A 12,582-nucleotide genomic window follows, 5' to 3' on the forward strand; every position below is an offset into this window, starting at 1 on the left:
CCATAACTTTAATGCTTCGAGTGATATCTCGATTTATCTTGCAACTTAACCAATAAGATTCACCGCCGCCGCTTTGTGCTCTGGAGCTAAGTGTGCATAACGCAGCGTCATCTTGAGGTCAGCATGCCCAAGCAACTCACGCACGATATTCAAATCAACGCCCGCCATCACTAACTTGCTTGCAAAATGATGCCGCAAGTCATGGAACCTAAAATTCTCGATAGCAGCCTCTTTCAATAACGATTGCCACGGATATTGAAAGAACTCAACGGGCTGGTTATTCGATATAAAGACATAGTCAGCATCAGGATTCTGTGCTCGCCAGCGTTCAAAAAGCTTTAATACCGTGTCATTGAGCGGTATCGTTCGCGTCTTCTTCGACTTGGCATTTTCAGAACGAATTGTTAAGTAGCGATTAGGCAGTGAAACGTGTTCCCATCGAAGACTTAATAGCTCTCCTTTACGCATTCCTGTATTCATTGCGGTGATTACTAACGGCTCGAAGAAATCAACGAACTGAAGGTGCTCTATCTTGCTATTGGACTTTCGAACGCGTTGATTTCGGCTTTCAAGGGTATCGAGTAAGCGCTTCTCTTCTTCCTTAGAGAGATACCGTATTCGAGTGTTATCTTGCTTGATGAGTTTAACACTGCTTAAGTTATGGCTATCGATGAACTCCCACTCTACCGCACGATTTAAAGCGGCTCGAAGTCGGTTCACACAATACTCTATCGTTGCAGGGGCACGCCCTAATTTGCGACGCTCCGCGATCCACTGCTGAATATCCCACGCTTTTATCTCCTCTAACGGTTTGTCTAGGAGGTGAACAAATGAATGAGCAATGCAAGCATAAGCCTGATCCGCCCGCTTGGGGTTCATTGAGATAAGGTAGTCTTTATAGTGCTCAGAAAGAAAACGGCCAAGCGTCAGGTTTTTGCGCATCTCTGTCTTTTTAGCTTCATGACGAGATTCTTGGATATCCACCCCGCTCGCCACTAATCCCGCTTTCTCTTTGACTAAATCTCTCGCTTGAGCGGGTGTGAGTGAATCCGCCGAGCCGATGAAGTAATTTCGTTGTTTGCCATTTAAACGGTAGTAAAAGTAATACTTGATTGCGCCTTTAGGTGAAATACGAGCATGAAACCCGCTGATTTCAGTGTCGTTGAGCCGTCCCTGTTCGACAGTTAGCGCCTTGATTGAGGTGTTGGTTATCTTCTTTTTAATGGGCATGCACAAGTCCTTTGTGTAGCGTATATGTAGCAAAATAATTGTACATACACGCATACCCATGAACAACAAAGCACAAACAACATACATATAAGTACATGTTTTTATGCGAGTATTAGCTCATTCTTGTTCATTGTTGTTTACTGGAGGTTTTTACCCATTCCCACTGTTAAGGGGTGAGCAACGCAATACCGATGCCGCCGCATAACACCCTAAACACTCAAACCAACGCATAGTAAAAATGCCACGCGTTGCGAATCACTCTTAAACAGTTTGTTATACAAATTAACTACCCAAAATTTGGTAATTTAAAAATGCTTTTAAGTTTCTATAAAGCTGTGTTGTTCGCACATAAGGCCAACGTCCTAATACATTGGAGCCAACGACTAAGCCCGTCCTTTGCAGTCTAGAAATAAGTGTGAATGCATAGTCCTCAGATATAGAATACTTTTCACTTAGGAGTTTTACTGCGTCCTCATTCTTCTGACCTACATCAGAGTTTTCACCATCAACTTTGGTGAACGGTAATATATCTCCAACGAGGAACAAAACTTCGATTTCACGGAAGGACATGTCAGAAAATATTGTTACTATTTCACTGTAGAGATCCGGTTTATCAATAATCAAGCCATCTTTTACACCCTGTACAAACAAATTAGTTAAAAACTCTACTTTCTCGTTTACTGACGCCTTTTCGATTGCTTCATTCGTCTTCAGAAAACAGCCAATGAAAGAGTCATCACTCAATACATGATCAGTAAGCTTAATGTCGCCATTTTCCAGACCGGATATTAGTTTATTAAAACGACGCTCTCGAAAGCGGCTAACTACATTTCCCAAAGTTGCACTTAAAGCCAACTTGCCACTGCTTGCTACGATGTCCATTTTTTCCTCATTTGTATAACGCCTTGCTAAGGTGTGAGCAACGCAATACCTTAGCCTCCGCATAATACCTTAAACACATAAACCGACACATAGTAAAAATGCCACGAGTTGCGAATCACTCTTAAGCAACTTGTTATACCGCTTGGTTAACGCTAAAATGACCAACATAAAAACCACTTAAGAGACCGATTATATGACCACTAGAATTTTAGCCGATGTTGCTGCAAGCATTACTGAGTTGAAAGCTAACCCTATGAAAGTTGCAACTAGTGCTTACGGCGAACCTGTTGCTGTATTAAACCGAAATGAACCAGCATTTTATTGCGTGCCTGCCGAAGCGTACGAAATGATGATGGACAGACTCGAAGATCTGGAACTACTAGCTATCGCTAAAGAGCGTGAATCTGAAGAGAGCATTTCGGTAAATATTGATGACCTATAAACTCGACTTTAAAAAGAGTGCACTCAAAGAGTGGAAAAAGCTTGGCTCTACTCTACAACAACAATTTAAGAAAAAGCTAATCGAGCGCTTAGATAACCCACATGTTCCAGCTTCAAAGCTTTCTGGAGCTGACAACATGTATAAAATTAAGTTGCGTCAATCGGGCTACCGTCTCGTCTACAAAGTTGAAGACGATGTCATCATTGTAACCGTCTTAGCAGTTGGAAAACGCGAACGTAGCGATGTTTACCGTAAAGCCATGAAAAGGTTAGATGATTGATTGCGGTATAACGCCCTGTTAAGGTGTGAGCAACGCAATACCGAAGCTACCGCATACCACCTTAAACACTAAACGCAACGCATAGCAAAAATGCCAAGCGTTGCGAATCACTCTTAAACAGTTTGTTATATGCATTTTTCGGTTACCTCACTAAACGCCCACTCTGAGAAGACCCTCTCAAGTTTGTACCGATCCATATTTTTTCCTTGATAAAGGCTATCCGCAACAATGTCATCTTGGTTTTCAACAAATTTCTTATATGCAAGCAGATACGAACTACAAAGCTCTTCAAGTTGCTCATTTTTATCTAAGATAAAAAATGGGAGCTTTATAATTGGAGACTTTATCTGAGTAACAATAGGAGTACTTAAGTCGGGCTTGTCAGTATGAATTTTGCGCAGATGTTCGAACAGTGCATACGACAATGAGCCTTTGGTATAGTAAAATAGATCACAATAAAACTTTGCATCTAGTCCATCTCTCTTTTCCGGGTGAGTTACATACTCAACATCCGGAAATGGAACGCATAAACCTTCATTTTGGAAATGGACGACGGGCAACTCATGCATAACAGCATTTTTGTACTTGAGCAAATAATCGTACTTTACGGGCTCTTCAATTAGAGTATTCTGCCACCAAAAATTACTACCTCCATAATCATCTTCAGATATCGATATAGTAAAATCTGGATCCAACGCATAAAATGCACCATTAACTCCATTGTAAATCCAGTTATCTGTATCCTCTAGGAGCAGTTTGAAGCGAGCTGCAGCAGGTAAATCAAGCCCAAAACGCTCCAGCCACATTGCTTTAATATCTTGAGGGTTTGCACAAGAGTCTTTTGGTGTATTTGTGTCCTTTATTCGTGAATATACCGTACCTGCTCTGAGTATTTTATTACGATGCTTAAGCTCTTTCGTAAAGTAGAAAGGCTTTAGCCTTTCATTTTTAATGCTCAAAACCGCTACAGACTTTTCAGCGTACTCCACAAATTTAATATCAATAGAAGGTTTACTCGTTGAGCGGTGAACAGCGCTTCATACGACCTCACGTCGCACGCCCCAAAGTTTCTTAGCCCCCTCAGGTCAACACTAGCTAGTGTTGCAACGAATGGGTTAATTTATTTAATCCTGCTAATATGATTTTTTATCAGTGATTTTGATGCACAGAGCAATTCACCAATCTCCAGCCTCTCCGTTAGAAAAAATCCAAATAAAAATGTTACCAAATTAACTAATTCAACTAATTGCACTGCTCTAAATCTGACCTATAGCACTGAAATTAAGAGTAGATATACTGAATAGATTCTGTGCAATAAGAAGGTTTATATGGAACATCAGAGCCTATTTACGTACCAGCGCATTCAGCGCTTTCTCGTCCGGTTTGGATCGTATTGTTTGGTTCCCTATTCTCACGCATTAGCTTGTTTCTGGCCTGGCCGTTTCTGATTGTCTTCCTCTATCAAGATTACGCTGCCAGCGAGATCGCCATCGGCACCATGTTGGCGCTTTCGGCGCTGGTAGGCAGCACCTCTGGGATCTATGTCGGCTACCTATCAAATAAATTTGGCCGCAAAGTGATGATGCTCGGCGGTAATGTGATCGCTGCGCTGGCGTATACTGGCATTGGGCTGGCTGATCAAATCTGGCACTTCTTTGCCTTGCTGCTGATCACTGGCTTGATGCGTCCGACCATTGAGGCACCCTCCAAGGCAGTGATTAGCGACTCTCTGCCCGACAAAAAAGACCGCGAACTGGCGCTGAATATGCGCTATTTTCTGATCAATCTCGGTGGATCTATCGAGCCCTTGGTGGGCATCACTCTAGCGCTGGCGCACCCACAAAAGCTCTTCTATGTCTGTGTGTGTGTGGGGGGGGGGGGACGCTGATACACATGTGAACATGATCTTTCATCAAGTGCCCTTCCTCAATAGTCACGCCTTTCCGTTTCGCTAACTCATGAAACGTTGAACCTAGATGTTTTCGCAGTGCACCATATATCAATCTTTGTCTCTTTTTCGGTATAAAAACCACATGGTATTTACAATCCCAACGGGTATGAGACAGACTCTTATAGCCTCGCATAGGTTGTTTCCTCTTTACTTTTGGTCGAGAAAAGAAGTTACACCGTTGTCATGGTCAAACCTATGCGAGTCACCCCAGCTTAGCTGGGGATTTACCAGTATTTAATTAGTTAGTGTTTCAGGTGATGTTCACCAATCACACACCATGTAATGTAATGTGTATCATCCATCATTGAATAGCGGACTTTAATATTCACCTCACTGTTCAAATATTCATCGAGAATAAGGCTTGTCGCAAAAGTCAGTTCTTGTCTATCGCAATCAATCTGCTCAAGAACGACTGAATCAAAATCTAAAATCTGTTGAACGGTAGGGAAAATCGCTTTATAGATAGCCTCTTTTGCGGAAAATATTAGCGTTAGAAACTGACAAATATCATCAAAGTGAGCAGCGTGATGCCGTTCATTAAGCGAGACAATTTGTGATGATAGTTGATTCGCCCACTGACGAGACATCACTTTCTCAATGTCTACCCCTACCCCAACGACATCTTCACTACAGTGAGCAACAGATGCGACAGCATGTCCCACACAATGGGAAATAGACCCAACAATATTTTCAGGCCAAACAGGTTCATTCCCACGACCAATACCAATACTGCCGGCAGTTTCATGACCTAAATAGGTTAACGCTTGGTGCGCACACGCTCGTCCTGCCAAGAATTCACAACGGCGCTTAAGTGCCGCTTTACAAAAATTACTTGGTAAATGGATACCTTGCAACTCTATATTCGATATAAAATCAGGGCTGTAATCCACGCTTAGGTAGAGGGAAACCAAGTTATCAGACCACGGAAAAAGCTTCATAAAACTTACAAAAATTATTTTATAATGAGAATTATTATCTTATATCGATGATCGTTTTGAAAGCTGTTGTCACTTATCTTTGTTCACAAACTCTTTCAGCGTATCAGCCTGCCCAGACATCTTGGCAAACTCAGATAATGTTACCGATCTTTATTGGGACGGTCAGAATAGGTCTGTTGAAAAAGGGGTTTAGCGATTGATAGCTCACCTTTAATTAATGCCCCATCGATTCGGTGTTACCACGTTCGTCACGAGCACATGCATCAGCACCATTTTGAATCAATAACGCCACCGCTTTAGATTGACCACTATGTACGCCCCGTAGGTTGATCCATTTGTACGCATGAACATCAAAATCATACATAGTTCGGCGACTGATACAAGAATATTGGGACAAACCAATGGGAACTCTGCCAATCTAAAAACAGAATCGATGAAGCCTTGTAGGCTAAAGGTAAGGAAAAGACGCGCTTTACAATGAGAGCGGTCGTGATAGCAAGGTCACTAAACAATCCGGGGCGACCACGTCTATTCTGTCTGGGTTGCTTCCACTCAGCTATCGCCTCTTCGTCAATCCAAAACGTGAGTGAACCTCAGTTAGCCAAGGAGTTATTGTACTTGCTCTAGTTAATAGTTTTGTAGCGAGGCTTAGGCATGAAATCAAAGTCTGTGAATGAATCTCCCTGATCTGATCGTAAGATTTTGGTTTAGTCCATTCGATTTCCGCAACAAAGCCAGTGCATAATTTAAATATACAATTTCGCTCTTATTTACTACCACCAGTATTGACAAGTTACAAAATGTTTCACACTATCTACCCCGGAATCGAAATGAGAACCATTATCAATTCTAATAGAACATCATTACATTTTTGTCTTTTGGTTTATTTGGATATTAGTCATGCAACCTTTACACAACACCATCAACGCAGCGTCAGCCATACAACTCCCTACACTACACACTGTGTTATCTAAATCTGGAGTAGATGAGCGCTTAGAGCGTTTTATAGAGACTCAACGTGACGAGATCAAAGATATTCTATCGGGAAAAGATCAGCGTATGCTTGTGATCATTGGCCCGTGTTCAATCCATGACCCTAATGCAGCTTTGGAATACGCGAATAGATTAGCCAAAGTTCAAAAACAATTTAGTCAAACGTTAAAAATTGTCATGCGAACGTATTTCGAAAAGCCGAGAACACGAAAAGGTTGGAAAGGTTTTATCGTCGACCCAGAGTTAACAGGCGATTTCAATTTAGAGCAAGGTATCTATCAAAGCCGCTCATTATTGAAATCGATACTAGAGCTAGGCGTCCCTACTGCAACAGAATTTCTCGATACAAACATTGCTCCATATATTGCTGACCTTGTTTGCTGGGGGGCGATTGGAGCACGTACAACAGAGTCACAACCTCATCGACAACTTGCATCAGCACTTCATTGTGCTATTGGCTTTAAAAATGGAACAGACGGAAACACCTCCATATCCATTGACGCAATACATGCGGCAGGAGACTCTCACTTACTGGTGACTTTCGGTTCCAATGGGCATCCAATCGTACTCCAGACACCAGGCAACCCCCATTGTCATGTCATTCTTCGTGGAGGATTGGCTCCAAACTATTTTAGTCCAAATGTTCGTAGTACTGCTTATGACCTTGAGTACAACAAGTTAGCACCTAGCCTCATTATCGACTGCAGTCATGGCAACAGTGGTAAGATTGCAAAAAACCAACTCAATGCTATCAATAACATTTGCGATCAATTGACCGCAGGTGAAACGAGCATTTCAGGTGTGATGTGTGAAAGCTTTTTGCAAGGTGGTAACCAAGCATTGAATTCAGAAGAGTTGTGTTACGGCAAGTCGATTACCGACGAGTGTTTGAACTGGGATGATTCCGTAAGCTTCTTATCTAAACTCGATGAAGCTGTTAAGATTGCTTACCAAAACGAATACCTTCATTCTGAGATCGCTTAACTATTTAGCCGGGCATAACGCCCGGCTTCATTAGTTGTCTAACGTAGCCCCTCCGTCCACACGAAGATCATGCATTGTGATCTGTTTAGCACCATCAGACATCAGAAAGAGAACTGCTTTAGCTATGTCTTCTGGTTCTGCCATTTGCCCCAATGGAATCCCCAGCCGATATTGCTCTAAGTTGCCTTTTATGACTTCATTCTCGCCGTAGTTGACGTTCCATAGCTGGGTCTGCATGTCTGTTCTCGTTGAACCAGGGCTAACAAGATTGCAGCGAATGCCCTTTTCAGCAAGTTCCAAACCAACGCACTTCACTAGCATATGTAAGGCTGATTTTGTTGCTGCATATGCCCCTATATTCAACCTAGGTGTATTTGCCGAATTTGAGCCAATTACGACAATGTTTCCCTGCTGTCTATCTTTCATGCTGTTTGAAATCGCTTGGATTAACGCCAAAGCACCAAAGGTATTTACATCAAACATTTGTTTGATCTCATCCAAAGACATATCGTTCACGGCACCCAGATGCAATATTCCAGCACAACTCACTAAATGGTCAAACTGAAACTCACGATCGAGTTGGCAAACTTTGTCATTCACCTCATCGTGTTTTAATAAATCCAATTCGAAACAACATAACCTAGATTCATCAAAGCGAGCTCGAAGAGCTTCAATACTTTGATTCAAAAACGAAATATCCTTATCTGTCGCTACCACTCGATAGCCATTTTCTAACAGATGTTCCAACACAGCATAACCAATACCTTTACCTGATCCAGTGAGGAGTACCGTTTCAAAAGTACTATTCATTTACCTTACCCCAACATTCAAGTGGTAGCAGAAATCTGACGTCATTTATCGCTCCTTATTAAAATGCAATTAATTATCGTTTGATGTTGATAATCATTCTCACCTATACTCTAGCACTACATTTGCATGTGAAACAATTTGTAAATATGAGTAACGTAATATTTAGAGGTTAGGTTTATGAAACGTGAAGTTGTTGGATTCTCCAAAATGACTGATGAGATTTTGGATGCGCGATTAGATGAGTCCCCTTTCTTCTTTGCTTCCCCCCATAGTTCGATGCTAGGCGTCGGTATTGAACAACAACTTGAGCAAGCCATTCCATTTTCACAACTGGCAGTTCAAGCCAATGAAATGTTGGAAAAAGCAAAGTCTGAATACAACGACAACCCTGTCTTGTTTGCCAGCGTTCCTTTTGATGAAAATACGCCAACAAGATTTGTTATCCCAGAGAAGCTTTATGTTTCCAGTAGCCACAGAGCAAGAGGACAAGATAAACAAAGTTCAAATAAAGCGACCATAGTGTCTGCTCCAACCGGAAACGATTATAAACAAGGGGTATCTACTCTCTTGAATTTGTTTGATACCACAGAGCTATCAAAGGTCGTACTTTCACGCTCACTCAGGCTGGCAACAGATCACACAATCGACCAAACAGTGCTACTGCGTAACTTATTGTCCATCAATGCCAATGGTTACACCTTTGCTTCAGACATTGGAAGTGGGGTTAAGTTGATGGGAGCCAGTCCGGAACTACTACTGGCCAAAAAAGGCGGTCACGTGATTTCTAACCCGTTAGCGGGCTCTCGTCCCAAATCTCAAAACACTCAAGAAAACCTTCATTTACGTGCTTCCTTGTTAGATACCCAAAAGGATCTGAATGAACATAGTTTTGTTGTCGAAGAAATTGAAAAAGTCTTGAGTCGTTATTGCCACAACCTGTTTACTCCCATGGTGCCTTCAGTGATTGAAACGGAAACAATGCTGCACTTGTCGACCGTATTGGAAGGTCAGGCAGACGATCCAACAACGAGTGCACTGCAAATCGCGGCCGAGCTCCACCCTACTCCAGCGGTTTGTGGGTTCCCAAGAAATTCGGCTTATCAAGCCATTAAGCAGATAGAGAACTTTGACCGTGGCTACTTTACCGGCATGGTTGGTTGGTGTGATGCAAGGGGTAATGGTGAGTGGGTGGTAACCATTCGCTGCGCAGAAGTAAGCCAGCACGAAATGTGCGTTTTTGCGGGTGCAGGTATCGTCATGGACTCTTCTCCTCAAAGTGAGCTAGATGAAACAGGAGCGAAGATGGGAACAATTTTACGTGCTGCTGGTATTCAAATTGACGAATTGCTTACGGTATAGAACGCATGACGAACATACAGCACACGTTAGATTTTACACCATGGCCACAAGAGTCCGCTCGGTACTATCGGGCAAAGGGATATTGGCAAGATAAAACATTATTCGACCATTTGCTGGACTCGGTTAAGACTCATCCAGATGCTTTAGCCATCATCAGTGGTGAATGCTCATACACCTTTCAACAGTTGCATGACAAAGTCACCCAGCTCGCCGCAGGATTCATTACATTAGGCCTGAAATCGGGTGACAATGTTGTCATGCAAATCAGCAATCGAGCGGAGTTTTATATCTGCTTCTTTGCACTAACCATGCAAGGGATAAAGCCAGTTGTTGCACTGCCAGCTCACCGAACTCTTGAGCTCAGCTATTTTTGTCGTCACGCACAAGCAAAAGCGTATATTTTCTCTGATGACACGCCGGGTTTTGATGCCCAAAAGACGGCCTTAACTTTGCAGGATGAATGTGCATCATTGTCATACCTCATTCACACAGACCAATCGGTAGATTCTCAAATTACCGAATTAAGCACGCTTTATGAAGCGCAAGGTATTGCTCAAAACAGCAATGCTAACCATGTAGCTTTCTTCCAGCTGTCTGGTGGCACTACAGGCACTCCAAAGCTGATCCCAAGAACACACAATGACTACGCATATAGCGTTATCGCAAGTAATGCAATATGTAACTTCAGTGAACAAACACGCTATCTGTGCGTATTGCCAGCAGCACATAACTTCCCATTAAGTTCCCCGGGTGCGTTAGGCGTTTTCTTTGCTGGAGGCTGTGTGGTATTGGCACAAGATAGCTCACCACAAAATGCGTTCAAGCTGATTGAACAACATAGGATCACCGTCTCCGCTCTTGTACCACCACTCGCGTTACTTTGGATGAAACATGCAGAGACTGCCGATGACGATATTTCTAGCCTTAAATTTGTGCAAGTTGGTGGCGCCAAGTTCAGTGAAACCACAGCCAGAGAGCTACCTAATAAGCTAAACTGCCAATTACAACAAGTCTTTGGAATGGCGGAAGGTTTGGTCAACTATACACGTTTAGATGACTCGATTGATGTCATCGTAAAAACACAAGGGCGGCCAATGTCGCCAGACGATGAAGTGCTCGTGGTTGATGACGAAGGCAAACCCGTCCCTGTTGGTGAAGAAGGTGCACTATTAACCCGAGGCCCATATACGATCCAAGGTTATTTCCGCGCCAAAGAACACAATCAACGTTCATTTAACGCAGAACGATTTTACGCCACGGGAGATCTCGTTCGGCTAACCTCTGACGGCAACATCATTGTTACTGGACGTGATAAAGACCAAATCAACCGAGGAGGAGAAAAAATCGCCGCAGAAGAAGTAGAAAACCTGATACTTCAACATGACAGCGTACATGATGTCGCTTTAGTCGCCATACCTGATGAGTTTCTGGGCGAGCGCAGCTGTGCGATTATTGTTCCTGAAAGCAACCAGAAACCAAAACCTGTTGAACTAAAACGCTTCTTGCACAGTCAAGGACTTGCTCAATTCAAGATTCCTGACCAAATCCATTTTGCTGAAGCCTTACCGAAAACTCCGGTGGGCAAAATAAACAAGAAAGTGTTAAGAGAACAATTCTCTTCATAATAAAAAAACCGATTTCATTAGAAATCGGTTTTTACTTTAGCTCTAAGCGGCAACTTCCAAATTCGATTCAATCATTTGCCACCATTCTCTTAAGGTGGTTTTTTGCATGATGTCCGAAAAGGCAATATCAATGCCCTGCTTTCTCCAAGCTTCAAATAACGTCATTGCTCTTATGGAGTCTAGGCCTAAAAACATTAGGTTCTCATCAACATCAACGTCTTCAAGATCCATATCTAGAATCTCTGCGACATCAACGCGCATGGAAGCTAGGTTCAGCTCTGACTTCAGTTGCCCACCCTGTGCTATTTCATTGATAACCTGCGACATTGATTTAATGCAACCCGCTCTGCCTGCAACGTATTTCAACGCGTACTGGTGATCTTCCAAAGAAAAGTCTGCAATCGCATCCCCGACAATGAAGGGCTTAATGTCTAGCATAAATGCATCTAGCGCAGTGGACAAAATACCGATATGACCGTAAACCCCGACAATAATCAGTTGGTCACGCCCCGTTTCTCTCATCCAATCTAATAGAGGCGTCTTCTTAAACGCGCTATAGCGCCATTTTTTATACTGAATATCACCTTGTTCGGGGGCAACTTCTGCAATGATTTCTGTTTCTTGCGTGAGCCCAGTTCCCCAGAAATCCGTTAGTAAAGCACGTTCCTTAGGATCTTGATTCGCAGGTTGCGCCGTATAAACCACGGGGATATTCGCATGACGAGCTGTCTGTGCGATATTTTGTACATTGCGAAGTAAATGTGGGATAGGTTGCTTGGCTTTATCAAAGAAGTTAATAAAGTATTCCTGCATGTCGTGAACCAATAACACCGCTTTGTCTGGCTCAATACTCCAGTTGACTTTGTTATCAGGGAAAGTATCAACTTCTGGTATTTCGTAGCCAGCAATCTTGGGAATCGCCATTTTTTATAATCCTTAGTAAGTTATTTCCTATATAGGAATTGGTTGACGTTGTTTATGAACAAAGAAATAAATGGTAACAATTATCATTTAACCAATGGTAAGCAGCAACAAAGACAAAATCAATTGATAATGATAGTAATTCGCAATAAAGTAGCTACCTTCTA

12 protein-coding genes and 4 pseudogenes are annotated in these 12,582 nt (G+C 42.5%); 6 read left to right on the forward strand and 10 right to left on the reverse strand.

Annotation, left to right across the window (positions count from 1 at the left end; translation table 11 throughout):
* Window positions 1-45 precede the first annotated feature (45 nt).
* The 3 genes and pseudogenes from R7Z10_RS11050 to R7Z10_RS11060 all read right to left on the reverse strand — a co-directional run bounded on the left by R7Z10_RS11050 (window position 46) and on the right by R7Z10_RS11060 (window position 2,112).
* Entirely contained in the window at window positions 46-1,230 is a 1,185-nt protein-coding gene (locus R7Z10_RS11050) for a site-specific integrase (protein WP_318104875.1), read from the reverse strand.
* A gap of 166 nt (window positions 1,231-1,396) precedes the next feature.
* Window positions 1,397-1,535: pseudogene (locus R7Z10_RS11055) on the reverse strand (DUF3265 domain-containing protein).
* A complete protein-coding gene (locus tag R7Z10_RS11060; protein WP_017821453.1) occupies window positions 1,513-2,112 on the reverse strand; it encodes a hypothetical protein in 600 nt (199 codons plus the stop codon). The pseudogene R7Z10_RS11055 and the gene R7Z10_RS11060 overlap by 23 nt, the downstream one beginning before the upstream one ends.
* A gap of 193 nt (window positions 2,113-2,305) precedes the next feature.
* Between R7Z10_RS11060 and R7Z10_RS11065 the strand changes: the two genes are divergently transcribed.
* Both R7Z10_RS11065 and R7Z10_RS11070 read left to right on the forward strand, forming a co-directional pair.
* Window positions 2,306-2,554, forward strand: a complete 249-nt coding sequence (locus tag R7Z10_RS11065; RefSeq protein WP_005377003.1) for a type II toxin-antitoxin system Phd/YefM family antitoxin — start codon at window positions 2,306-2,308, stop codon at window positions 2,552-2,554.
* Window positions 2,544-2,834 carry a type II toxin-antitoxin system RelE/ParE family toxin gene (locus R7Z10_RS11070; protein ID WP_005377002.1) on the forward strand — a complete coding sequence of 97 codons (291 nt, stop codon included), beginning with the start codon at window positions 2,544-2,546 and terminating at the stop codon, window positions 2,832-2,834. The genes R7Z10_RS11065 and R7Z10_RS11070 overlap by 11 nt, the downstream gene beginning before the upstream one ends.
* Window positions 2,835-2,959: 125 nt before the next feature.
* On the opposite strand, the gene R7Z10_RS11075 is transcribed toward R7Z10_RS11070, so the two are convergent.
* Window positions 2,960-3,823: a hypothetical protein gene (locus R7Z10_RS11075; RefSeq protein ID WP_318104877.1), complete on the reverse strand. Its 864-nt coding sequence runs from the start codon at window positions 3,821-3,823 to the stop codon at window positions 2,960-2,962.
* 339 nt (window positions 3,824-4,162) lie between these two features.
* Between R7Z10_RS11075 and R7Z10_RS11080 the strand changes: the two are divergent.
* Window positions 4,163-4,686: pseudogene (locus R7Z10_RS11080) on the forward strand (MFS transporter); the annotation flags it as partial.
* A gap of 22 nt (window positions 4,687-4,708) precedes the next feature.
* Here R7Z10_RS11080 and tnpA read toward each other — a convergent pair.
* The 4 genes and pseudogenes from tnpA to R7Z10_RS11100 all read right to left on the reverse strand — a co-directional run.
* Window positions 4,709-4,918: pseudogene (tnpA, locus tag R7Z10_RS11085) on the reverse strand (IS200/IS605 family transposase); the annotation flags it as partial.
* 109 nt (window positions 4,919-5,027) lie between these two features.
* The gene (locus R7Z10_RS11090; RefSeq protein ID WP_017821449.1) at window positions 5,028-5,723 is read right to left on the reverse strand and encodes a 4'-phosphopantetheinyl transferase; all 696 of its coding nucleotides are present in this window, start codon (window positions 5,721-5,723) and stop codon (window positions 5,028-5,030) included.
* A gap of 214 nt (window positions 5,724-5,937) precedes the next feature.
* Window positions 5,938-6,087: a hypothetical protein gene (locus R7Z10_RS11095; RefSeq protein ID WP_017634313.1), complete on the reverse strand. Its 150-nt coding sequence runs from the start codon at window positions 6,085-6,087 to the stop codon at window positions 5,938-5,940.
* Window positions 6,088-6,090: 3 nt separating this feature from the next.
* Window positions 6,091-6,328, reverse strand: a pseudogene (locus R7Z10_RS11100) (transposase); the annotation flags it as partial.
* Window positions 6,329-6,623: 295 nt separating this feature from the next.
* Here R7Z10_RS11100 and R7Z10_RS11105 point away from each other — a divergent pair.
* Window positions 6,624-7,700, forward strand: a complete 1,077-nt coding sequence (locus R7Z10_RS11105) for a 3-deoxy-7-phosphoheptulonate synthase (protein ID WP_170897318.1) — start codon at window positions 6,624-6,626, stop codon at window positions 7,698-7,700.
* Between the two features lie 30 nt (window positions 7,701-7,730).
* On the opposite strand, the gene R7Z10_RS11110 is transcribed toward R7Z10_RS11105, so the two are convergent.
* Complete coding sequence (locus R7Z10_RS11110) at window positions 7,731-8,510, reverse strand: 2,3-dihydro-2,3-dihydroxybenzoate dehydrogenase (protein WP_017821448.1); 780 nt, start codon at window positions 8,508-8,510, stop codon at window positions 7,731-7,733.
* A gap of 177 nt (window positions 8,511-8,687) precedes the next feature.
* Between R7Z10_RS11110 and R7Z10_RS11115 the strand changes: the two genes are divergently transcribed.
* Both R7Z10_RS11115 and R7Z10_RS11120 read left to right on the forward strand, forming a co-directional pair.
* Complete coding sequence (locus tag R7Z10_RS11115; RefSeq protein WP_017821447.1) at window positions 8,688-9,869, forward strand: isochorismate synthase; 1,182 nt, start codon at window positions 8,688-8,690, stop codon at window positions 9,867-9,869.
* 5 nt (window positions 9,870-9,874) lie between these two features.
* Window positions 9,875-11,494, forward strand: a complete 1,620-nt coding sequence (locus R7Z10_RS11120) for a (2,3-dihydroxybenzoyl)adenylate synthase (protein WP_170897317.1) — start codon at window positions 9,875-9,877, stop codon at window positions 11,492-11,494.
* Between the two features lie 42 nt (window positions 11,495-11,536).
* Here the strand turns inward: R7Z10_RS11120 and R7Z10_RS11125 are convergent, their stop codons facing one another.
* A complete protein-coding gene (locus R7Z10_RS11125; protein ID WP_318104883.1) occupies window positions 11,537-12,418 on the reverse strand; it encodes an isochorismatase family protein in 882 nt (293 codons plus the stop codon).
* Window positions 12,419-12,582 lie beyond the last annotated feature (164 nt).

Source organism: Vibrio sp. Vb1018 (assembly GCF_033338775.1).
Lineage (GTDB): Bacteria > Pseudomonadota > Gammaproteobacteria > Enterobacterales > Vibrionaceae > Vibrio > Vibrio alginolyticus.